Here is a 23,045-nt window from a genome sequence, read left to right on the forward strand (position 1 = left end):
CATCTCCTCATTGATCGAGTTCATGGTGCGCCTGAGCAACAACATCCGTAATACAAGAATCCGTTACAGTATCAGACTGCGTCGGATCTTTGCTCAAACGAATGAGATATTCAATATTCCCCTCCGGTCCCTTGACCGGAGAAAAGGTTATCGCTGCAGGCACAAGTCCAAGTTCTCTGGCGAACGAAGTTACGTTTCGAATCACGGCTTCATGAACAGCCGGATCGCGAACAACACCTTTTTTGCCTACGGCTTCACGTCCGGCTTCGAACTGCGGTTTGATCAGAGCGACCAGTTCTCCATCATCCCGAAGCAACTGATAAGCCACCGGCAGAACCTTTGTCAGGGAAATGAATGCTACATCAATCGATGCAAAATCCAAAGGCTCGCCGATGTCTTCGAAACGAACATTGCGGATATTGGTGCGTTCCATATTCACAACGCGGGAGTCCGTACGCAGCTTCCATGCCAGCTGTCCGTATCCGACGTCAATCGCATATACCCGGACTGCGCCATTTTGAAGCATGCAGTCGGTAAAGCCACCGGTTGAAGCGCCGATATCGGCACAACAATAACCGTTCAGTTGAATATGAAATGCACGGATTGCCTTTTCCAGTTTCAGTCCGCCCCGGCTTACATAAGGAATATCATGGCCCAATAAACGAATGGCTGCTTCCGGTTTCACAGACGCACCGGCTTTGTCTACCTTCTGATTGTCTACCAGAACTTCCCCCGCCATGATCATTCGCTTGGCACGTTCCCGGCTCCCTGCCAGACCGCGTTCTACTAACAAAATATCTAATCTCTGTTTTGCCATGATTTTAACCGTTCCTTTATCGATTCTGCAATGTCTTCAGGCTGGAGGCCGCAAAGTTTTCGGAGTTCCTGCGGCGTCCCCTGCTCGATGAAGCGATCAGGCAGACCGAGACGCAAAAGATCCGTATGAACGGCCAGCCCGCTGTCAACCAGATATTCTGACACAGCGGATCCAAAACCGCCAGCCAGCGCATTTTCTTCAATGGTGACCAGAAGTTTCCGTTTTTCTGCCATTTGCCGGATCATATCGTAATCCAACGGCTTGACGAAACGCATATTGACAAGTGAGGAAGGAATCCCCTCCATGTCCAGAAGCCGCGCCGCTTTCTCGGCCTGGCCAACCATGGGTCCGACCGCCAAAATCGCAATCGAATCGTTTTCCTTTGAACGGATTAGCTCCGCTTTCCCTACGGAAAGAGGAACAAACTCGTTATGCAGCGGAACGCCGGTTCCGGCTCCACGTGGATAGCGGATCGCAGAAGGAGAGTTCATGGACACTGATTCTGACAGCATATCACAAAGCTCTGCTCCATCCTTTGGAACAAAAATGGTCATATTCGGCATATGGCGCAGATAAGAAAGATCAAAGGCTCCGTGGTGGGTCGGACCGTCAGCGCCGACCAGTCCAGCACGATCCAGGCAAAACGTCACCGGCAGATTCTGCAGACAAACATCATGCAAGATCTGATCGTAAGCCCGCTGAGCAAACGTAGAATAAAGTGCAACAACAGGATGGCATCCATCCGCGGCCATACCTGCGGCCAGCGTAACGGCATGTTCTTCAGCAATGCCAACATCAAAAAAACGATCAGGATACCGTTCTCCAAATGCTTTGAGTCCTGTGCCCGTCGGCATTGCAGCGGTGATTGCTGTGATATTCGTATGGTTTGCAGCCAGCCGGATCAGCGCATCACTGAATACAGCGGTGTATGTCGGAGCGCCGGCTTTCTTCTCACAGACTCCTGTTTTACGGTCAAAGCAGCCGATGCCATGGAATTTTCCGGGCATTTTTTCTGCCGGCAAATATCCCTTTCCCTTCTTGGTATGGATATGGATCAGAATCGGGCCGTCCATTTCTTTTGCCCGACAAAAAATATCCTGCATCAAAGCGATATTATGTCCGTCAACCGGACCGATATAATGAAAACCGAGCTCCTCAAAGATACCTCCCGGAATTAAAGCCGAACGAACACTATCCTTGACAATGCGCGCCGTACGAAAAGCCTTGTCTCCGATATGAGGAATGCTCATGAGCAGACTGCCTACATCCTTTTTGGCGCGATTATATTGAGGTGCCATCCGTATGCGGGAAAGGTATTCACTCATCCCGCCAACATTCCGATCAATGGACATTTCATTGTCATTCAAAATAACGATGATTTTTTTCCCAAGATCGCCTGCCTGGTTCAGAGCCTCAAACGCCTCACCACCTGTCAAAGCTCCATCTCCGATCACTGCGATGACTTCATTCGTACGGCCGCAGAGATCCCGGGATATCGCCATCCCCAATGCCGCAGAGATCGAGGTACTCGCATGACCTACGCCAAATGCATCATATTCTGACTCCGAGCGATTGGGAAAGCCGGTGATGCCGCCCTTCTGGCGCAACGTATGGAAACGTGCGCGGCGTCCAGTCAGAATTTTATGGGAATAGGCCTGATGTCCGACATCCCAAATCAATTTGTCCTGCGGAAAACAAAATACACGATATAGAGCCAGCGTCAGCTCGACCGTCCCAAGGCTGGGGGCAAGATGTCCACCATTTTGAGAAACCGTATCAATAATCAGATTACGCAGCTCCCGAGCCAGTTCCTCCAATTCCGACAAGCTATAGCGCTTAATATCATCAGGTTTTTCTATGCTATCTAGTAACGGATATGCATTCATGCAAAGCACTCCCTGTTATTTCTTGCGTCCAACAAGATATTTTACAAGCTCCCGCAGAAAATCCGCTTCTGCTCCGAAAGACGACAATACCGCTACCGCCTCTTCTGCTGTTTGCTGTGCCAGTTTTTTTGCTTCTTCCAGTGATGTCAGTGTTACATAAGTGGATTTGTGGTTTTTTTCATCACTGCCCACCGGCTTGCCGATTACTGCTTCATCGCCAATAACATCAAGAATGTCATCTGTGATTTGAAAAGCCAGTCCAAATTTCTCTGCATAACAGGTCAAGGATTCCAGCTGTCTGTCGTCCGCTCCGGCTAAAATCGCTCCGCTGCGTACAGCAGCCCGGAACAAGGCCCCTGTTTTTCCCATGTGCATTTTGCGAAGCGTATCCAACGGAATCTGCCGGTTCTCAGATTCCATATCCAGTGCCTGTCCGCCAACCATACCATCCGGTCCTGCAGATTCACTCATCTCGCGCACAACGCGAAGTATCGTTGCCGGGTCCGCACCTTCTTGACGCGTCATAACCTCAAACGCCAGCGTAAGCAAAGCATCCCCGGCCAATGTAGCCATTCCCGCTCCATAGACCTTGTGATTGGTCAGTTTTCCACGACGATAATCATCATTATCCATTGCCGGGAGATCGTCATGAATCAAGGAATAGGTATGTATCATTTCAATGGCGCAGGCACTCTGCAAAAAGGCTGTGCCATTTTTTCCGACGGCATCGGCAGCAGCCATGAGCAAAATCGGGCGCAGGCGCTTTCCTCCTGCCATCAGGCTATATTCCATAGCTTCCGACAAAGTCTGATCCAGCGGAGCAGACTGATTCAGTTCCCCCGGCAAAGCGGCATCCACTAACTTCTGCCTCTCAGACCAAAGTTCTTGCAGATTCATCATGGCTCGTCTCCCTCTATCTTTAACTCCTTTGCCGTCGCCAGTTCGGCTGATTCATCAATCAGAAGATCCATGGCTTTTTCGGCACGGTTTAGTACTTGAAAACAATGCGTTCCCAATTTGACGCCCTCCGAATAATTTGCCATAAGTTCCTTTAAACTGCTGTCTCCGGATTCCATGGCAGTGACAATTCTCTCCAACTCAGTCAGAGATTCTTCAAAAGAAAGCTCTTTTTTCCTTGGCATCTTATCGTCTCCTCCTGACCTTTTTTTCTGCTTCGTTTTCGTCTACGACCTCTACGACACGCGTCCCATCCTGAAAGGTCAGCATGAGACGGTCACCTGCCGCGGTCTGTTGCGCGCTGGTAAGCAGCACACCATTCTTTTCTACTGCGGCATAACCGCGCTGCAGAACATGCGCCGGATTGAGCATATCCAGCTTTTTCAGGCTGAGTTCCAGACGATGACGCCGCTGCATCAACTGATCGGATACGACACGCGTGAGCTTTTCGCACGCCTGATCCAACCGCTGCCGCCGAGAAGACAAAAGATTTTGAGGATCTTTCATCACCGGGCGCTGCCAAAGGGCTTCCAGATAAAGGCGGCGCTTCTCCAGTCCTTTTCCAGCCTGAGTCTGAAGGCGCCGAATCAAGCCCTCTGTAAAACGGCGAAGCTCCTGACGATCAGGAACAGCCAGCTCGGCAGCCTGAGACGGAGTCGCCGCTCTGACATCTGCAGCAAAATCGGCCAAAGTAAAATCTGTTTCATGACCAACTGCAGAAATCACAGGTATCTTTGATGAAGCAATAGCTCGTACCACTATTTCTTCGTTAAAGGACCAGAGATCTTCCATTGAGCCGCCGCCCCGTCCGGCGATCAGTACGTCAACCAATGCCTTTTGATTAAAAAATTGGATCGCATGAGCAATCTGTGCAGCAGAACCTTCTCCCTGCACCTGCACCGGATAAAGGATGAGCTGAACCGATGGCCACCGACGTTTGGATACACGATAAATATCACGCAATACCGCACCGGCCAATGAGGTAACAACGCCAATCTTTTTTGGGAACCTTGGCAACGATTTTTTTTTGCTGACATCAAATAAGCCTTCATCCGTCAATCTGGCTTTTAATTGCTCAAAGGCAAGGGCCAAATCCCCCGTACCTTCCGGCTGCAGTGAATCCACATACAGTTGGTAAACACCGTCTCGTTCATAAACCGAAATCGTCCCCGAAGCAACAACTTTCAGGCCATTTACCGGCTGAAAGCGCAATGTCTGCGCCCTGCTTCGAAACATGACGCATTTGATTACACCTCCGGCATCTTTCAATGCGAAATAGCAATGCCCGGAGGGATATTGTTTGAAATTCGACAGTTCACCGCGTACCATAATATGATGCAGTATGGTCTCACGATCCAAAAGGGTTTTGATAAATCGGTTGACCTCGCTGACAGAATGAATTCCCACTATGGTTCCTCCCAACATACGAAAAAGCCAGCTCGGTCATCCAGAGCTGGCAATTTCTCTCATCAGTCCGCGAGCTTCATCATCGCGCCCAAGATTCCGTTGACATACCGGCTGGAATCATCCGTACCGTACTTCTTTGCCAATTCCACTGCTTCATTGATCGCAATGTTTGGCGTCAGTTTTTCGGGTGAGAAGCGGATTTCATAGACAGCAACGCGAATCAAATTGCGATCCACTGCTGCCATACGTTCAATTTTCCACTCCTTTGAACTCGCCGAAATCAACGCATCAATCTCAGAAAGATGTTTGCGTGTTCCCTCTACCAGCGCCTTTGCATATTCCCGGTCACGTTTCGGCATGGCTTCAGATTCTCCTAATGCCGTATCAATAGCCAGTGTCTGGTACATCTCCTGCTGATTATCGGCATGGATTGGATTCAGATCCAGCTGGAACAATGCCTGCATGGCAGTTTCTCTCGCTTGTCTACGACTCATTACTTATCTTCCTTTTATTCTTTATCTTTGAAAACGATTTATCAAGTCTGAGATACGGTCAGCAATGGATCCGGCAACAAACTCGCCCCGGTCCATCTGAGTCCCGACGAACAAACCAACAGCTCCGCAGCAGAAAACAAAAAAAGTCTTCCAAAATCCGAAGCATACAATGCCCGCTCCAATCAGCAGCCCTAAAACGGTACCGCACAGTTTTCCGCGATGAACTTCCCACAAAATCCGTATCGTTTCTTTAAAATTTTCCTTCATATTTACTTCACCGCCTCAGACCACACGGTGCTTTCTTACCGGAGCAGCATCCGTGACCTCGGAGACGACAATTTGGATGGGGATATCGTTCAAAGACATCATATGATCTAAATGCCGCCGTATCTTTTCCACAATCTGACTGGAAAGCGACGAGATCTCTGCTTCCTGTCCAATAACGAGATCCAAAGTCAGGCTTAACGCTGTGCCTGACTGCTTCTTTGGGGATTGGAGCTGGACATGGACATCGCGCACGCCCTGAACCTCACGGGCCAGTCGGTCAGAAAGCAGCCGTATCGCCTCCAAAGAAACCCGGACTTCTCCATTGGGGCTGCTTTCAATTACATATTCGCCTTTCCCCCTTGTTTTCTTATCTGCACGACGAAAAACTGCGGACAGCAGTCTGATGCCGATAAGCATAAGGCATACGGCGATTATAACGGTTTCATAGCGCGTCAACGCATAATGTGCCTCATTGAGCCAGAGCTGTTCTGGAAGCAGAGTCGTTGCCGCCCCCAGAACAGCAACAGACATTGCGATCATGCAAAGTGTCTGAAATAGAAGAAAGAGCCGATTGATCATTCCCATGTCATCTGCCTCTTCTTAACGGACCCGAACCTCTTCTTCTTTGTTCTCATCTTCGGGAAAGCCTACGCCCTGTACATGGACATTGACCTCCACCACAGACAATCCGGTCATGGTTTCAATTGCCTGCTTAACATTTTCCTGAGCAGCCAACGCCACATCGGGAATCCGCACTCCATATTTTACAATAATATACAGATCGACAGCAGCCTCTTTTTCTCCGACTTCCACTTTGACGCCCTTGGCAAAATTCTTCCGTCCCAGCATTTCCGCGATGCCGCCGGCAATACCGCCGCTCATTCCGGCAATGCCATCTACTTCCGTGGCAGCAAGACCGGCAATAATGCTGACGACTTCGTCTGCAATCCGAATCGATCCCAAAGACCCGTCTCTTTTGATTTCTTTTTCTTTTTCCATCATGACCCCTCCTGAGCAAAAAGAACCATACAACCTTCACGCATTGACCCGTTTCAATCCACATCAATTCTTCGAAAATCGACCCCAAAAACATTGTGTGGACAAAACTCCCGCAGACGGCGGACTTGCTCCGCCCACGAGACATGCGAAGAAACGCATATTTATACTACTCTGTTTACTTATTCGGCAAAAAGAGCCCGTATTCCTGCTCATTCAGAAAATATTGAAGAAACTTAAAAAAACCTGCCGCATCATCTGGACAATGCGGCAGTCTGAGGCAGCAGTGATCTATGATTATGCGCGCTCAATATAGTTTCCGGTACGAGTATCGATGCGAAGTACATCTCCCTCATTGATAAACAGCGGAACACGAACCTCATAGCCAGTTTCCACCTTAGCCATCTTCGTGGCACCCGTCGCCGTGTTGCCCTTGACGGACGGCTCACATTCCGTGACCTTCAGGTTAACCGAGTTCGGAAGCTGGATACCGATAATGCGGCCCTTAAAGGTCTGAATCGACACTTCCATGTTTTCCATGAGGTAATTCAGCGCATCACCGAGCTGCTCCTTGTTCAGTTCTACCTGTTCATAGGTTTCGGTATTCATAAACGTGTACATGTTGTCCGCTTCATAGAGGTATTGCATGTTCTGCGTGTCCAAATGAGCCGCCGGCATCTTTTCATTTGGGTTGAAAGTGCGTTCGACCACAGCGCCCGTTTCCACATTCTTGATCTTCGTACGCACAAAAGCGGCACCTTTTCCCGGCTTTACATGCTGGAAATCAACAATCTGCCATACACCGCCATCAATCTCAATCGTAAGCCCCGTGCGAAAATCCGTACTGTTAATCATTAAATTACGCCCTCCAATACTCGCTATTCAAGCATTTTATTTCAAAATAACACATTATATTTTACAACATCCGTCATAGAATTTCAATAAGTTCTTTCCTGGATTTTGTCAACGGCTCACAGCCATCTGCTGTAATCAGTACCGTATCTTCAATGCGCAGTCCGCCCCATCCCGGAATATATACCCCGGGTTCATCCGTGATCAACATATTTTGTTTCAGGATAAAATCGCGGGAAAGAGACATTCTTGGTTCTTCGTGGATCTCCAACCCTAAACTGTGGCCCAGTCCATGCCCAAAATAAGAATCAAGGCCATAGCGGGCAAGATTTTTCTTTACGGCAAGATGGACAGAACGGCCGGACACTTCCGGCCGGATAAGCGTCAATGCCAGCTCCTGCGATTCCAGCACGGCATGGTAGATCCGTTTCTGCTTCTCATCCGCAGCACCCACGCAGATCGTTCGCGTGATATCCGAATCATACCCTTCATAAACCGCACCGTAATCCATGGTTACCAGCTCTCCCTCACAGATCACACGGTTCGTGGCAATGCCATGCGGCAGGCTGCCACGAATCCCCGATGCGACAATCGTCGGAAACGATGTTTTTTCCGATCCGTTTTCACGCATGCAATGTTCCAAATGGGCGGCGACCTGAAGTTCTGTCATGCCGGGGCGGATATAGGTTAGCATATCCGCGAATCCGGCATCGGCGATCGCACAGGCCTTGCGGATGTGCCGAATCTCCTCTTTCTCCTTGATCTGACGCAGCGAATCCAGCTGCAAAGAAGTGTCAAAGCAAATCGGCTTCAGAAGCGCCTGCAGAACAGAAAAATCGGCGTAGGACAGAGCGTTTCCTTCAAAACCGACAGACTGGCATTCCAGCTTTTTCACACATTCTGCCGTTTTTTTCAAAAGTCCCTCTTTTTGCTCGACAACTTCAAACAAAGGTGCCTGCTGCGATGCTTGTTCCGTATAACGATTGTCTGTAATCAGCAGCGCCCGGTCCTCCGTTATAATAAGCACCGTATCATCACCGCGAAATCCACTGAAATAATACAGATTAGCTTCCTTAGTGACAATAACCGCATCAATTTTTTTCTCAGGCAACAATGCACGAATTGCCGACAAACGCGCTTCATTCATAAGTGATCACTCCATGTTCATTTTGCTGAGATTACCAACTTGGCAAGAACTGCCTCAAGCGCAGCCAGATAACTTTCCACGCCCAAACCGCAAATTTGTCCCAAAACAACCGGGGCCAGTACGGAGGTGTGCCGGAATTCTTCCCGTTTATGGATGTTGGATAAATGGATCTCGATGACCGGAACGCTTATCGCAGAAATGGCATCACGCAGTGCAATGCTGTAATGCGTAAACGCAGCCGCATTAAGAAGAATATAGTCGTAGTAATGATCCGCTTCCTGTATCTTATCCACTAATTCGCCTTCATGGTTCGACTGAAAAAAATCAATGGCGACGCCTGCTTTTTCGGCACGGGCTTTCAAAAGCTCTTCGATGTCTTTTAACGTTGTCTTTCCGTAAATTTCTGGTTCACGTGTTCCAAGCAGGTTTAAATTGGGCCCATTCAATACAAGAATTTTTGCCATAATAAACTCCCTTCTGTCAATAACGAATAACAAAACGCTTTTCATCGGGACAAACTGCGCAGGCTTCCAAGCTGAATGTTTTTACCCGGATAAAATAATTTCCTGTGCGGATCAGCCGCTCCAATCCCTCGACGGCGCCTTCTGTTCCCTGAAGTTCCATTGATACAGAACCATCATCCATATTTTTTACCCAGCCGGTTATATGACGTTCCATCGCATGTTGCTGTACAAACATGCGAAAACCTACGCCCTGTACCCTGCCGGTTGCTGTTCCCGCATAACGTATGAGCTTTTCCATTTACCACACCGCTTTCTCCGTTAATCCTTGATATCTATCAGTTCTCACCGCCCGCTTAAGCGGATCCGGGTTCTTTGTCACGCCGCAGAATGGTGTAGGGTGTGACAGGATATGACATTTTCATGCGAAACATTTGCTGAGGATGCGGTGCTGCATGAATAGGGAATCCATCCATATCAAGCATACCGTCTATCTGCTGACGATAGGATGGCCCGGACGGACGGAATACTTCAATTTCCTGTCCCTCTTTGATATGATTACGCTGCTCGATAACCGCCCATCCCGTTTTCTCATCATAAGCCCGCACCAAGCCAACAAAATCCGAAGTTTGGTCATAGGAAGTCCGGCTGTATATCTGATCCTTTTCGCTGGGACGATGATAATAGAAGCCGGTAGTATACGTACGATGCGATACCTTTTCCAGCTCATCCAGCCATTCCTGTCGCACAAGGAAATGATCCGGGTCCTCAAAGTAACTGTCAATCGCCATCCGATAGGCCTTGACAACGCTGGCTGCATAATGAACGCTTTTCATGCGTCCCTCGATTTTTAAGCTGTCTACGCCACTTTCTATCACATCACGAAGATATGGCATCAGGCACATATCTTTGGAATTCATAATGTATGTGCCTTGCTCATCCTCAGCAATCGGAAAATACTGTCCCGGTCTCGTTTCTTCAACCAGTGCATATTTCCAGCGGCAGGACTGGGCGCAGCTTCCCCTGTTGGAATCGCGTCCTGTAAAATAATTGGACAGCAAACAGCGGCCGGAATAAGAAATGCACATGGCACCATGAATGAACATTTCCAAGTCCACATCGCATCGGGTGCGGATTTCGCGTATTTCCTCCAGAGACATTTCACGCGCCAAAACGACGCGTTTTGCGCCCAGTGCTTTCCACGCATTTACTGCGGCCCAATTGGTGTTGTTTGCCTGTGTGCTGATATGAAGTTCCATTTCGGGAATGAGATTCCGGCACATCATAAAAACACCGAGATCTGCCACAAGCAGCGCATCCACATGAATGGAATTCAGATAGCGCAGATATTCCGGCAGCTTTTCCATATCGCTGTTGTGCGGAAAAATATTTACGGTCACATAAACGCGGCATCGATGACTGTGAGCAAAATCGACCGCTTCTTTCAGTTCTGTCAGGCTGAAATTTCCGCCCAGCGCTCTGAGTCCAAAGGCTTTCCCACCGAGATAAACCGCATCTGCTCCATAGAGAACCGCCATTTTCAATTTTTCCATATTGCCCGCTGGCGCCAAAAGTTCAGGCTTTTTCCGCATGATTTCTGCCCCTTTCCGTTGTGCTCGCTTCCGCGGTGCGATCCCAGCGGGTAACAGCAAGACCATCCCCATTCTCCAGAATATCAGTATGACAGCCAGGGGTTTCTGCCGCCAGACACAGATATTCACGAAGCCGGTTGACCATCGTTCGATAGCGATGAGGTATCTTTTGCTCCGAACGTACATAGCCGCGGAACAAAACATTATCGGCTAAAAGGACCGCATGGTCAGCTAAGAGCGGCAGCGCTTTGGCGAAATAATCCGGGTATTGCCCCTTGGCTGCATCGATAAAGACAAGATCATAAGGAGCGCCAGCACGAATATTTTCCTGCTGAAGAAGTTTTCCCGCATCACCGACATGGATCTTAATGCAAGAAGCATACGGTGATCGGGCAATATACTTCTGCGCCTGTTCTGCCCGCTCTTCTGAACGCTCCAGAGTAGTAACGCAAGCATCGTCTGCAGCGCATCTGGCCAGTAAAAGTGCCGAATAACCAATAGCCGTGCCGATTTCCAGAATTCGATGCGGACAGAAGTCCTGGACAATCCGGCAAAACGCACTGCGTTCCTGTTCATTGATAATCGGTACGTGACGAACTGCAGCGTATTCTTCCATTTCTTTGAGTAATGTTTCCAATCCGAACGTTTCTCCTCCATCCCTGTTTCCCATACGATTACCGGACTTGTTCAACTATGCGCTGATGTTCCGCATAATTGGTAGAATAATGATTATGCCCCTGCCGATCTGCGACAAAATAAAGATAATCCGTATCAGCAGGATAAAGAACAGCCCGTATCGCAGCCATGCCCGGACTGGCTATCGGTCCGGGCGGCAATCCACGAACGCGATACGTGTTATACGGGGAGTCCGCTTTCGTATCTTCCAGCGAAAGATCCTCTTTCGGCGTATCCCGGAGATACTGGATCGTCGTATCCGACTGCAATGGCATGCCAAGCGCCAGCCGTTTGAAGAAAACCTGCGCAATAATCGGCCGGTCCTCTTCATAACGTGCTTCTTTTTCCACCAACGAAGCAAGGGTAACTACCTCAAAAATCGTGAGATTCATTTTCTTCGCTCGGGCGCGCAAGTCCGGTGTAAATCGTTCATCAAAGTCTTTTGCCATCATATTCAGGATCGATTCCGCATCCGCATCTTCATGCAACTCATAGGTATCCGGGAATAAAAAGCCCTCACAGGCAAAACGAATTTCCGGTTTTTCTTCTATATACGAATATGGAACAAATGTTCTAGCTTTTTCGAGAAACTCCTCTTCATTGACGAGTCCCTCTTCGGACAGACGCTTGGCAATTTCACGCACTCCAAACCCTTCTGGAATAGTGAAACGGGCTGCTGTTGTTTCGCCAGAGGTGAGTTTTTCCAATACTTCGTCTGTTGTCATCCCCGGCTTCATGGCATACATGCCAGCTTTAAATGATGCGGCGGCATTCGTACGCCGGACTTCCCACCAAAATAGAAACTTATGGTCTAAAATTCCTTTTCTCACCAGTTCATCGCCGATATCACCAGCGCTCATTCCGGATTTTACCGTCAGATAAATAACAGCATCTCCCTTTGCTGCCGAACCGGTCGAATGAGTCCGCCCGAACATGGTTATGGAAACGCCGCAAACGATCAGCAAGATCAGGAAGGCCGCTGCGGTCCAGCGCTTCCAGGTCATTTTATCGCTGAATGCCGCCATACCATCCAGAATCCGGCCCGTTTTCTCCTTCCCCTTTGTCAGGGCATATTTCAAAACACCCAGAAATTTTCTGCCATTCAGCCCCACACCAACATCCCCCGTTCACTCCGTTTTGTCTATGACATAAACAAAAGCCGCCAATCCAATTTGGATGGCAGCTTACTGCAGAAATCAGTCCTGTTCCGCTTCGTCAACCAATGCATCATAGGCCTTCTGAACCGCCTCGAACTCTTCATCCGTCGGTTCAATATATTCTTCCTCGCCCGCATCATTCTGAACGATCTTGGCGATCAAGACGTCCTCGTCTCCATCTTCACAGCCACAGCCGCAGCTATGATCATGCGGATCATCCTCATCATGCAGACCAATCAGCAAAGCATATTTCTGATCGCCGACAGGAATGATCATTTCTTCTTCATAATAATATTCATTTCCCTGATCATCGGTCATGACAACGACAACACCATCATCCATTGTTTCTTTATTGGACAAATCAAGCACCTCTTTTCTCATTCTTACCTGCTTTATCTGCTGAATTTATTCTATCGTATCTGCAGAAAACTTGTCAAGAATTACTCCGGATCAATGAAGGCTGTCCAGATATCCCTGCAGAATAAAAACCGCTGCCATCTTATCAATGACTTTTTTTCGTTTTCGCCGGGAGAGATCGGCCTCGAGCAAAGAACGATTTGCCGCCACGGTCGACAACCTTTCATCCCAAAAGGTTACGCCGACATCAGGATATGCTTTTTTTACCTCTTCCATAAACTGTGTAACAATCTTGCAGCGATCCCCTTCTGTTCCATTCATGTTTTTCGGATAACCGGAAACCAGAGTTTCCACGTCATACTCATGAATCAGCTCGCCAAGGCGTTGGAGATCTTCCTCCAGCTTTCGCCGCCGTATCGTTTCCACTCCTTGAGCCGTCAGCCCAAGCAGATCCGAGACAGCAATACCGATTGTCCGATCTCCGATATCCAGTGCCATATATCGTTTCATTTGTTCCTCTCCAGATAAGATCGTACCAATTCCTCCAACAGCTCATCCCGTTCCAGTTTTCGAATCTGGCTGCGCGCATCGTGATAGCTTGTTACATACGCCGGATCACCGGAAAGCAAATAGCCGACAAGCTGATTAATCGGATTATATCCCTTCTCTTCCATTGCCTTGCAGACGTTGCGGATAATCGTCTCGGCTTTATTTTCTTCGCTGCCGAACCGGAACATCATCGTTTCTTCACGGACATTAGCCATATTGAATTCCTCCAATGTACCTGTGGAATCTTCTTTTTCCTTACCATATTGTCTTCTATCTTATCACATTTCGATCTCGATTGCTATTGTACTTCTCATTCCTATAGTTTTTCTGAAAATTTCTCTAAAAAAACCCCTTCTTCCTCAGCCTGACCAATGCTTGAACAGGCTGAATATCCAGTGTATGATAAAAAAGTCAGCAAGCGACGATCCGATCCGGGTATCATGATTCTGTGCAAATCACCAAAAGTCAGGAGGTCAAATCAATATGATTTATATGAACGAATATCCGTCCCCTTTAGGAGCCATGATAATGACAAGCGACGAGGAAGGGTTAACGGGACTGTGGTTTGCAGAAGGCAGCCGCTATGGGCATCCGGAAGGAATGCAGGATGCCCTTCGATGCGAAAATACATATTTTGATCAGACAAAACGATGGCTGGATATTTATTTTACAGGCCATGATCCCGTTTTCCTCCCCCGGATTCATCGGATTGGCTCCGCTTTCCGCAATCGCGTGAGCGAAATATTATGTAAAATTCCATTTGGCCATACGGTTACTTACGGATGGATCGCCAAACAGATTGCCGTGGAACGCGGGTTAAAAACGATGTCGGCACAAGCCGTAGGCGGCGCGGTCGGTCACAATCCGATCGACATCATCGTACCGTGTCATCGCGTCGTTGGGGCCAACGGCAGTCTGACCGGATATGGCGGCGGTATCCTGCGAAAGAAAGCGCTTCTGGAACTGGAAGGTGTCGATATCCGCCGCTTCACGATTCCTCAAAAAGGTACGGCATTATCATGACGCCGCACATACAAATAGGCGCAACAAATTCCTTCGCATTTGTTGCGCCTATTTTGCACTATCCTATGAAAGTTCAGATCATATCGTTCTTGATCATATATTCGGCAATCTGCAGCGCATTAAGGGCTGCCCCCTTACGAATCTGATCTCCGCAGACCCAGAAGTTCAGGCCGTGCTCGATCGATTCATCCTTGCGGATGCGGCCCACTTCGACATCGTTCTTGCCGGACGTGAAAAGCGGCATCGGGTAGATCTGTTCAGCCGGATTGTCACTGACAACAGCTCCCGGAAAAGCATCGATTGCTTTGCGGGCAGCCTCAACACTGACCTCATCTTCAAATTCAACATTGACCGACTCGGCATGGCTGCGGTAAACCGGCACACGAACTGTCGTAGCCGTAATGCGCAGGCTGTCGTCCTCGAGGATCTTCTTTGTCTCATTGACCATCTTCATCTCCTCTTTGGTATAAAGATTGTCATAGAATACATCGATCTGAGGAATCAGATTAAAGGCAATCTGATAATGTTTGGGGAATTTAGCCCCCGGCAGGATGTTCGCCTGCGGTTCGCGGCCGGCAACGATATCCTCGACCTGCTGCTCGAGTTCAGCCATAGCCTCTTTACCGCCGCCTGAAACAGCCTGATAGGTGGAAACGACAATACGTTTAATCTTTGAAAGATCATAAAGCGGCTTTAAAGCCATCATCATAATGATCGTCGAACAGTTCGGATTCGCGATGATTCCCTTGTGACGAGCGATGGCCTGCGGATTGACCTCAGGAACGACCAGCGGCACCTCGGGATCCATGCGGAACGCACTCGAATTATCAATGACAACGGCCCCTGCCTTGACGGCGGCAGGCGCGAACTGTTTGCTGGCCGCACCGCCGGCAAACAGCGCAATTTCAACATCCTTGAAGGAATCCTCTGTCGTTTCTTCGACCGTATATTCCTTGCCCATAAACTGAATCTTTTTCCCGGCACTGCGCTTGGAGGCCAGCATTTTAAGGTTGGCGAACGGGAAGCTGCGCTCTTCAATCAGGTTCAGAAATTCCTGTCCGACAGCACCTGTTGCGCCGAGAATTGCTACATTATATTTTTTCATATCGTTCCATCCTTCCATTCATTAGTGAAATTCCATAGTGAAATTCCATGATAATTTTCACAGGACTCATAACCCCGTCAAAACTCAAGCAATTTGTCCAGCCCAATGGTCAGCCCGCACAGAGAGCGAACCTTCTTGGCAGCCAGCACCACTCCCGGCATAAAGGATTCCCGGTTCATAGAATCGTGCCGAATGGTCAGAGTCTGACCCAGCCCGCCAAAGATAACCTCCTGATGCGCAACATAGCCAGGCAGGCGTACGCTATGAATGTGCATCCCTTCGTATTCTGCACCGCGTGCTCCGGCAAGTTTCTCTTTTTCTTCCGGATGCCCCTGCTTATGGGCTTTTCGTACCTCTGCAATCATAGCCGCAGTCTGTACTGCCGTTCCGGACGGAGCATCCAGCTTTCGGTCATGGTGCAACTCAATGATCTCAACATCCGGCATATATTTGGCGGCCTGCCTGGACAAGACCATCAAAAGCACCGCTCCAATGGCAAAATTCGGTGCGATAAACGCAGGTGTACCCAGCTTCTCTGCGGCTGCGCGTATTTCTTCCTTCTGTCCGTCAGAAAGCCCTGTCGTACCGACGACAGGCGACACCTTATTGCGAAGTGCGGTCATCACATTGTCGAAAACAACATCCGGCCGCGTGAAATCAATCATGACATCCGGATTCAAACGCTGCAGAGCCTCAGTCAGATTGGATTCCACCAAAATACCGTTTTCCGGCAGGCCGACCAGTTTTCCTGTGTCTTCACCGCCTTTAATATCCACCGCACCGACAAGCTTCAGCTCCGAATCCTCCTGTACTGCTTTTAAAACAGCCTGTCCCATGCGGCCACAGGCACCATTTACCAATACTGTAACCAAACTATGCGCCTCCTACTATTTCCCTACGCACAAAATATGTGTTCATTGTATATCATGTCCGTCATTTGTGTCAAGATGTTCTTATCAAAAAGACGATTTGTCATTCAAGATTCGATGATATGAAGAAATTGTCTGCCATATTGCATACGAAGCATTTCCCGCGCTGTCCCAAGCTGCTGATTTCGGATATTCTCCATAGCAGCCTGTCTGGCCTGCAGGAGAATGTCCAGATCGTTCAGCACATCAGCAATGCGCAAATCCGGAAGTCCATGCTGCATGGAACCAAAAAACTGGCCCGGCCCGCGCAGTTTTAAATCCTCTTCGGCAAGCTCAAATCCATCCGCTGTAGATTCCATAATGTGCAGACGGGCTTGAGAAGCCTCGGTTTTCATTTCTGAAATGAGAATACAATAAGAAGCATACGGACCACGTCCAATACGGCCGCGCAGCTGGTGAAGCTGCGCCAGCCCGAAGCGCTCTGCCTGTTCCACCACCATGATACTGGCATTGGGAACATTAACCCCGACCTCAATAACCGTCGTGGAAACCAGCAGTTTTATCCGGTTTTGGTAAAAGTCCCGCATGACAGCTTCTTTTTCTGCCGCTTTCATGCGCCCGTGAAGGAGCCCGCAGGGGATCCCCTGAAAGATTCCGCAGCGCAGCTCATCATACACTTCTTCTGCTGAAGATATCGGCGATGCTTCGCTTTGTTCGATCCGCGGACAGACTACATAAGCCTGCCTGCCCGCCCATATCTGCTCCCGCACATAGCGATAAATCAGCGCGCGCCGATCCGGACGGCGCAAGAAGGTTCGCACCGGCTTCCGTCCGGGCGGAAGCTCCCGGATGAGGGAAACATCCAGATCTCCATAAACGGTCAGGGTCATCGTTCTCGGTATCGGTGTTGCGGTCATAACCAAAACATCCGGCATCCGCGATCCCCGTTTTTCCAACTCAGCCCGCTGATGAATACCAAAACGATGTTGTTCATCCGTCACGACCAGGCCAAGCCGGGCAAATTGAACCGCATCCTGAATCAGTGCATGTGTCCCGACGACAATATCCAAATCGTGACAAGTGATGGCGCGATATACTTCCTCACGTTTTTTCGGCGTCAGCCGTCCGGAAAGCAAACCGACCCGCATCCCCAGCGGTGCAAGTCTGGCTGCGAGCAATTCATAATGCTGGCTGGCCAGAATCTCCGTTGGCGCCATCAAAGCCCCCTGGCAGCCATTTTCCACCGTCTTAGCCAGTGCGAGCATAGCAATAACGGTTTTCCCTGAGCCGACATCGCCCTGAATCAGACGGCGCATGGGTCTTTCCTGCTCCATATCCTGCTGAACATCCCGCCACGCTTTCTGCTGATCCTGCGTAAGCTGAAACGGCAATGTGTCGATAATCTGACGCACGAGACGGCCGTTCATCAAATGACGTATTCCTTTTTTTTCCCGCTGTGTCTGCTGGCGGAGCAATATGAGTCCGCATTGAATCAGGTAAAGTTCATCAAAGGCCAGACAGCGCCGTGCCGCCCGCAGCTCTTCCATCGTTTCAGGAAAATGAACCGCACGAAAGGCTTTGCTCCGTTCCATCAATCCCAATCGTTTTCTCATGGGCTCTGAAAGCAGATTCGGCAGAGGAATCGCCATTTGCAGCAAGCCGGACATGACCTTGCGGAAAAACTTCTGATTCAAATGTCCTGTCGTGGAATAAACCGGCTGTATTCCGCAGGAATCTGCCGGCTCTTCTTCCTCATCAAGAACATGACAGGATTGAATCTGGTTCATGGCAAATTGTCCGCGCCCACCATACGCATAAGACGGCTTCCCGGAAAGGAATACTCTTTTACCGGGCTTCAACTGCTGTTTTAAGTACGGCTGATTAAACCAGGTAACCTGTAAAAACCCCGTTCCATCGCCGATCATCGCGGTGAGAATGTGCATATTTCGGCGGCCGCCGCGATGTTCGCTTAGGTTTAAAATGGTTCCCGCCACCACGGCTGTCTCCCCGGCCTGCAAAGAGGCGATTGGTGTCAAAACGCTCTGATCCTCATAGGTTCGCGGAAACCAGATCAGCAGATCATAAATATTCCGAATACCCAGCCGGTTAAGCTCTGCCGCCTTTTTAGGTCCAATCCCTTTTATGTACTGGATGGAATCCTCAAGTTTCATGTCGATCACGCTCAGTTCCCATAAATTTCATCTCTTATTATAGCATAGTCCGGTTCATAATCAAACATTTGTTTCTTGTGCCTCCTTGAAAAACCTGCTCTGCTTCCGTATAATAACATTTGGTCAGGCTGCAAAACAATCGACCATGAGGAGGACGATTATGATAAAACTCATTGCCACCGATATGGATGGTACCCTGCTGAATGGAAATCATCGGATTTCGAAAGAAAATCTTCAGGCACTTCAAAGCTCCCGCCAATCCAATATCCGTCTTGTTATCGCCACCGGCCGCATCATCGGCGATGTCGCCGATTTTATTGAAGGATACGGACTTGATCCTTATTATCTGACCATGAATGGAGCAGAGCTGCACGATCCTCAGCGGCAACTTCTCCACGCGTCTTATATCGATCCCGAACGGGCAAAATCCATTTATGCCATTATGCGGAAATATCCTTCTATTTACATTGAAATCTATACGGATCATGGTCATTACAGTGCGGATTCCCGCTTGCACACCTATCGCGGTCTGTTGCAGCGAATGCGCGAAGTCCGTCCCGGTGCAAACCTGTTGAGCAATGTTCTGTGGTCGCTGCGCAACCCGCATTATCGCCACTTAAACTACTTGCATGATCTAAACATGCTATGGAACAAGAACATCCGTATTGCCAAATTCATTACATTCAGTCAGGATACGCGGCTGCTGCAGAATCTGCAAAACGAACTGGAGCAGGAAGTCTCCCATATCGCCATTTCGTCCAGCTTCCGCACCAATATTGAGATCAATGATGCAGCTGCAACAAAAGGTCAGGCCTTAACGGACCTGACCAAACGGTTAAATATTCGTGAAGACGAAGTTCTTGTCCTCGGCGATGGCTCCAATGACCTTTCTATGTTTCAAGCCTTTCCCACGCATGCCACGGCAATGGGCAACGCCATTCCGGAGCTGAAACAAGCTGCCGCGAAGATCACGGATGACAATCTGCATCATGGTGTAGCCAACGCGATCTATGCTATGTTAAAAAAACAGTAAGACTTTCGCGGCATAAAAAAGAGTACGCTATAGCGTACTCTTTTTTATGCCTGAATATCGATCCGGGTACCAAGATTCGGATCCAAACTCTCCGTTAAGCTGTCCAGCAGCTCTGTTGAAGAATCTGCAGAGGAATTCATAGCCATCTTGAGAACAGCCACATCCAAGTTTTGTGCGGTCTGTGCCTGATGTATGCCGACAGACATTGCCGCAATCTGCATATCCATTTTCCCATCCCCTCTTTCCTTATCATCATAACACAGAAAGCGATCTGGTTTCAAACTCATTTTTCGGTTGAAATACCGGTCTGGCTCCTGCCTGCTATGTCAATTTTTCTTCCATAGCGAATCATTTTCCGGATGAACTGTGGCCATCGGCATGCCATTTGCGTCGGTAAAGCGAAGCGGCTCCATCGTGAGTTTTCCCTCTTTAATCCGGAATGCATCCGTATTTACGGTAAAGCCAGCCAATTCAATGGACACATCGTAAAATGCGAGATCATGATACGAATCATCAAAACGCCCGCGAAGCTGTTGAAACGGAATAAAACGATATCGTCCGGGGCCGGATACAAAACTTCCCTGCACCTGCGTTTCATGCGCTGACCCCTTTGACGCAAGAGAAAGATCCAGCCGGACTTCGCAGGAAAGATGGCTGCCGGGCAAAGCCTGAGACGTGTGCAGGTTTTCACCATGCCCATAAAGATGATAATAACGCGTATCCAAATCATAATCACCGCTGGCTGACAGCGTACCTCCATAAACCTCTGCGTCCACATGAGTAAAGCGCAGGATCGAATTTTCATAATGTACATTGCCGTTTACATGATAAAACACCAATCCGGGAATATGCAGTTCCTGCATCTGAACCGTCCCATCGCCGGACAAATCCGTTAAAGGTCCTTTGAGGTGTGTTTCCAAGGTCATTTTGTCGTGAACATTCATGCCAAACCCCAAGGAAGAAGGATCCACTTCGATAAAACGAATCTGCATATCACAATGGGGAACGTCATGGTTCCGAAAATTTACGGTTCCATCCATGCTGACACCATTGCCGATCATCGTTCCGCCAAATCCGCCGGTCGATACTTTGAGTTTCATCTCCCGATCCGTATTGATATCTGCATGCAAATCTACATGATCCATCAAATAATGGCGATTTCGATAAAAAACCTCCATCCGACAATTATTAAAATGAAGCTTTAACCGGATTTTTCGTCCGTCACGATGGAAGTTCTGCCATTTTCGTTCCATCTTCTTTGCCTGATGCGCCCGGCGCCATTCGCCGATCGCCTTGCGTTCAGCTTCGGATTTTCCTTCCAGGCTGACGGTATTGCGCCAATCCTTATCGTCACTGTCTTTTTCCATCTGTCGAAATTCACGGGAGTGACGAATAAAATCCACCTGCATATCCTCGGACAAGTGAACGGAAAGCTGCGCACCATTCCATGTCATTTCCTGAATCGTCGTTGCCTTAAAATTTTTTGTCAGAATATCCCACGGACGAACATGGAAGGACCCGGAGGGAACGTACAGCAATGTATTTCCCTCCGGATCCTTCCATACAAGCTGTTCAAAGGTGACCTGCCCGGTCATATCTGCCAGTAATTTTTCTACGGTAATCGTGCCGCGCAGCATATCCTGCTCTTCCATCGCCTGATTGAAAATCATCGCTGCACCGCGGCTCAAAAATTCAAGGATGAGTATGATGCCGACAGTCAGAATGAGCAGTGCTGCCCCCAATCCCTTCCATAATCGGACATGGCTTCTCAAAAACTCACTGATGCGCTTCTGCAGCATACCGTTCCATCTCCTTGTCCGCATCCTGCTTCACCTTGCCCCAGGCAGCATTTACCTTTCCGCCCATCAGGCGTTTTCCCAGTACATCCGGATGAAGACCATCCAAAGCGTAAATTTCCGGCAACACGGTATTCGGGCAGGAAAACGCAGCGGCCGTATCGATATGAACCTGCGTGCGAATGTAAACATTGACTGCGGCAAAGCGCTGCGCCCAATCCTCCACCGTTTCCTCCTGAAATACATGCTGGATCGCCTGCGGATTAATCGCCGGAAGTGTAAGCAGAACAGGACGAATCCCATTGCTCAGGCAGCGATGCTGGATTTCCTGCAGGTTCTGAATCACCACTTCGGGATCTTCTCCGGCGCGAAGACTGTTGCTTCCGCTCATAATCAAAAGATAACGGGGATGAAAAGGAAGAACATCGCGATCAAAACGGTCCAGCGTCATCTGAATGGTATCTCCGCTCTCTGACAGATTGATCGCCGGAAAATCCAAATAGTGCAGCCAGCTGAACTCCAAATCTTCCGGTCCATAGGAATAATGCCCGCCGCCATGACTGATACTATCGCCGAGCACAGCAATTTCCCAATGATCTTCCGGTGCGGTCCGGAACCGTTTAGGATTTGACCATTTGCTGATCGCAGTCCCAGCTGCATTCATCGCCCTGACACGCCAATAAAAATCACGATCGCTGTAACGCGGGAATGAATCATAAACTTCCGCTGGCACCGAATCCCATACAGCAATTAAACGGTTATCATCATTATCCGGACTGCCTTCAAAAAGCTGCAGTTCATAATGATCCGCTCCAGACATGGGAATCCAATGATATACCGGATACAAGAGAACGGCGCCACGTTCGTCACTGCCCAGCTGCGTTACCGGGACTGGCGCATCCATTTCCGGCCGATCCGGACTTGTCCAGAGTTCGGCGAGTTCACTGAAGGGGGTAAGCGGTGTTCCATTGAAGTCCATGGCTCTTACCCGCCAGTAAAGCGGGGCGCGGCCAAGAAAATCTGCAGCAAACTGCTTGAGCGGCGGATTATAATGATTCTGGAACACTTCCGACGAACGAAAGACCGCGTCCTCTGCCTCCTGTGTATCGGACAGCAGCAAAGGCCGATGATCCAAAAACTCAATTTCATAATACACGGCCTCCGGATTTTTACTCCAGGACAGCACAGGCGAATAGGAAAGCGGTTTTCTCCAGCCGGATTCCGTCAGATTCTGCGGAGCAGGTTCCGCCAGCGCCGAACCGCCCTCTTCCTTTGACAGCAGAAACAGAGTCATGCATACCACTGCGATCACCAGAACAGCAGCTCCTATCCTCTTGTTGACCGCACCATATCTGTTATCCAATGACTTCATTCCTTTCCTGAAGATGGCGAAACACCTATTGTATTATTATATCTCAGAATCTTCCATTTCGC

The 23,045-nt window shown here is 49.0% G+C and carries 27 protein-coding genes; 2 read left to right on the forward strand and 25 right to left on the reverse strand.

What is annotated here, in order from left to right; translation table 11 throughout:
• Positions 1-7: 7 nt before the first annotated feature.
• From FYJ78_RS04080 to FYJ78_RS04170, 19 genes are all read right to left on the reverse strand, one after another.
• Positions 8-817: a TlyA family RNA methyltransferase gene (locus FYJ78_RS04080; RefSeq protein WP_154620136.1), complete on the reverse strand. Its 810-nt coding sequence runs from the start codon at positions 815-817 to the stop codon at positions 8-10.
• Positions 799-2,703 carry a 1-deoxy-D-xylulose-5-phosphate synthase gene (dxs, locus tag FYJ78_RS04085; RefSeq protein ID WP_154620137.1) on the reverse strand — a complete coding sequence of 635 codons (1,905 nt, stop codon included), beginning with the start codon at positions 2,701-2,703 and terminating at the stop codon, positions 799-801. The genes FYJ78_RS04080 and dxs overlap by 19 nt, the downstream gene beginning before the upstream one ends.
• A 15-nt stretch (positions 2,704-2,718) precedes the next feature.
• Positions 2,719-3,600, reverse strand: a complete 882-nt coding sequence (locus FYJ78_RS04090; protein WP_195847857.1) for a polyprenyl synthetase family protein — start codon at positions 3,598-3,600, stop codon at positions 2,719-2,721.
• Positions 3,600-3,845, reverse strand: a complete 246-nt coding sequence (xseB, locus tag FYJ78_RS04095) for an exodeoxyribonuclease VII small subunit (RefSeq protein ID WP_154620138.1) — start codon at positions 3,843-3,845, stop codon at positions 3,600-3,602. The genes FYJ78_RS04090 and xseB overlap by 1 nt, the downstream gene beginning before the upstream one ends.
• 1 nt (position 3,846) lies before the next feature.
• On the reverse strand, positions 3,847-5,067 hold the full coding sequence (gene xseA / locus FYJ78_RS04100) for an exodeoxyribonuclease VII large subunit (protein WP_328597630.1): 1,221 nt from the start codon (positions 5,065-5,067) through the stop codon (positions 3,847-3,849).
• A 62-nt stretch (positions 5,068-5,129) separates the two neighbouring features.
• Positions 5,130-5,561, reverse strand: a complete 432-nt coding sequence (gene nusB / locus FYJ78_RS04105) for a transcription antitermination factor NusB (RefSeq protein WP_154620140.1) — start codon at positions 5,559-5,561, stop codon at positions 5,130-5,132.
• Positions 5,562-5,582: 21 nt separating this feature from the next.
• Entirely contained in the window at positions 5,583-5,828 is a 246-nt protein-coding gene (locus tag FYJ78_RS04110; protein ID WP_154620141.1) for a DUF2273 domain-containing protein, read from the reverse strand.
• 15 nt (positions 5,829-5,843) lie between these two features.
• Entirely contained in the window at positions 5,844-6,413 is a 570-nt protein-coding gene (amaP, locus tag FYJ78_RS04115; RefSeq protein ID WP_154620142.1) for an alkaline shock response membrane anchor protein AmaP, read from the reverse strand.
• Between the two features lie 15 nt (positions 6,414-6,428).
• Positions 6,429-6,827, reverse strand: a complete 399-nt coding sequence (locus tag FYJ78_RS04120; protein WP_154620143.1) for an Asp23/Gls24 family envelope stress response protein — start codon at positions 6,825-6,827, stop codon at positions 6,429-6,431.
• A 294-nt stretch (positions 6,828-7,121) separates the two neighbouring features.
• Positions 7,122-7,679 carry an elongation factor P gene (gene efp / locus FYJ78_RS04125; protein WP_154620144.1) on the reverse strand — a complete coding sequence of 186 codons (558 nt, stop codon included), beginning with the start codon at positions 7,677-7,679 and terminating at the stop codon, positions 7,122-7,124.
• Between the two features lie 73 nt (positions 7,680-7,752).
• Positions 7,753-8,823, reverse strand: coding sequence for a M24 family metallopeptidase (locus FYJ78_RS04130; RefSeq protein ID WP_154620145.1), 1,071 nt, complete (start codon positions 8,821-8,823; stop codon positions 7,753-7,755).
• A 17-nt stretch (positions 8,824-8,840) separates the two neighbouring features.
• Positions 8,841-9,287 (reverse strand): type II 3-dehydroquinate dehydratase, encoded by a 447-nt coding sequence (aroQ, locus tag FYJ78_RS04135; protein ID WP_154620146.1) that lies wholly within the window; start codon positions 9,285-9,287, stop codon positions 8,841-8,843.
• Positions 9,288-9,303: 16 nt separating this feature from the next.
• Positions 9,304-9,585 (reverse strand): acylphosphatase, encoded by a 282-nt coding sequence (locus tag FYJ78_RS04140; protein ID WP_154620147.1) that lies wholly within the window; start codon positions 9,583-9,585, stop codon positions 9,304-9,306.
• Between the two features lie 55 nt (positions 9,586-9,640).
• A complete protein-coding gene (locus FYJ78_RS04145) occupies positions 9,641-10,876 on the reverse strand; it encodes a peptidase U32 family protein (RefSeq protein ID WP_154620148.1) in 1,236 nt (411 codons plus the stop codon).
• Positions 10,860-11,513: an O-methyltransferase gene (locus FYJ78_RS04150; protein ID WP_154620149.1), complete on the reverse strand. Its 654-nt coding sequence runs from the start codon at positions 11,511-11,513 to the stop codon at positions 10,860-10,862. Before FYJ78_RS04150 ends, FYJ78_RS04145 begins: the two co-directional genes overlap by 17 nt.
• A gap of 37 nt (positions 11,514-11,550) precedes the next feature.
• A complete protein-coding gene (gene mltG, locus FYJ78_RS04155) occupies positions 11,551-12,663 on the reverse strand; it encodes an endolytic transglycosylase MltG (protein ID WP_328597631.1) in 1,113 nt (370 codons plus the stop codon).
• Between the two features lie 84 nt (positions 12,664-12,747).
• Complete coding sequence (locus FYJ78_RS04160; protein ID WP_154620150.1) at positions 12,748-13,089, reverse strand: DUF1292 domain-containing protein; 342 nt, start codon at positions 13,087-13,089, stop codon at positions 12,748-12,750.
• A 69-nt stretch (positions 13,090-13,158) separates the two neighbouring features.
• Positions 13,159-13,575: a Holliday junction resolvase RuvX gene (gene ruvX / locus FYJ78_RS04165; protein ID WP_154620151.1), complete on the reverse strand. Its 417-nt coding sequence runs from the start codon at positions 13,573-13,575 to the stop codon at positions 13,159-13,161.
• Positions 13,572-13,829, reverse strand: coding sequence for an IreB family regulatory phosphoprotein (locus FYJ78_RS04170; RefSeq protein ID WP_154620152.1), 258 nt, complete (start codon positions 13,827-13,829; stop codon positions 13,572-13,574). Before FYJ78_RS04170 ends, ruvX begins: the two co-directional genes overlap by 4 nt.
• 268 nt (positions 13,830-14,097) lie before the next feature.
• On the opposite strand from FYJ78_RS04170, the gene FYJ78_RS04175 reads away from it, so the two are divergent.
• Positions 14,098-14,637 carry a methylated-DNA--[protein]-cysteine S-methyltransferase gene (locus FYJ78_RS04175; protein WP_154620153.1) on the forward strand — a complete coding sequence of 180 codons (540 nt, stop codon included), beginning with the start codon at positions 14,098-14,100 and terminating at the stop codon, positions 14,635-14,637.
• A gap of 73 nt (positions 14,638-14,710) precedes the next feature.
• Here the strand turns inward: FYJ78_RS04175 and FYJ78_RS04180 are convergent, their stop codons facing one another.
• The 3 genes from FYJ78_RS04180 to recG all read right to left on the reverse strand — a co-directional run bounded on the left by FYJ78_RS04180 (position 14,711) and on the right by recG (position 18,782).
• A complete protein-coding gene (locus tag FYJ78_RS04180) occupies positions 14,711-15,742 on the reverse strand; it encodes an aspartate-semialdehyde dehydrogenase (protein WP_154620154.1) in 1,032 nt (343 codons plus the stop codon).
• A gap of 77 nt (positions 15,743-15,819) precedes the next feature.
• Positions 15,820-16,614 (reverse strand): 4-hydroxy-tetrahydrodipicolinate reductase, encoded by a 795-nt coding sequence (gene dapB, locus FYJ78_RS04185; protein WP_154620155.1) that lies wholly within the window; start codon positions 16,612-16,614, stop codon positions 15,820-15,822.
• Between the two features lie 104 nt (positions 16,615-16,718).
• Entirely contained in the window at positions 16,719-18,782 is a 2,064-nt protein-coding gene (recG, locus tag FYJ78_RS04190; RefSeq protein WP_154620182.1) for an ATP-dependent DNA helicase RecG, read from the reverse strand.
• A 160-nt stretch (positions 18,783-18,942) separates the two neighbouring features.
• On the opposite strand from recG, the gene FYJ78_RS04195 reads away from it, so the two are divergent.
• Positions 18,943-19,815, forward strand: coding sequence for a Cof-type HAD-IIB family hydrolase (locus FYJ78_RS04195; RefSeq protein ID WP_195847855.1), 873 nt, complete (start codon positions 18,943-18,945; stop codon positions 19,813-19,815).
• A gap of 44 nt (positions 19,816-19,859) precedes the next feature.
• On the opposite strand, the gene FYJ78_RS04200 is transcribed toward FYJ78_RS04195, so the two are convergent.
• Genes FYJ78_RS04200 through FYJ78_RS04210 form a run of 3 tightly spaced genes read right to left on the reverse strand, consistent with a single transcriptional unit; the run spans position 19,860 to position 22,983 of the window.
• On the reverse strand, positions 19,860-20,102 hold the full coding sequence (locus FYJ78_RS04200; protein WP_235899819.1) for a YjfB family protein: 243 nt from the start codon (positions 20,100-20,102) through the stop codon (positions 19,860-19,862).
• 39 nt (positions 20,103-20,141) lie between these two features.
• A complete protein-coding gene (locus tag FYJ78_RS04205; protein ID WP_154620158.1) occupies positions 20,142-21,614 on the reverse strand; it encodes a YhdP family protein in 1,473 nt (490 codons plus the stop codon).
• A complete protein-coding gene (locus tag FYJ78_RS04210; RefSeq protein ID WP_408014416.1) occupies positions 21,592-22,983 on the reverse strand; it encodes a GDSL-type esterase/lipase family protein in 1,392 nt (463 codons plus the stop codon). The genes FYJ78_RS04205 and FYJ78_RS04210 overlap by 23 nt, the downstream gene beginning before the upstream one ends.
• Positions 22,984-23,045 lie beyond the last annotated feature (62 nt).

It is taken from the genome of Wylensekiella montiformis (assembly GCF_009697385.1).
Taxonomy (GTDB): Bacteria; Bacillota; Negativicutes; order Selenomonadales; family Selenomonadaceae; genus Selenomonas_A; species Selenomonas_A montiformis.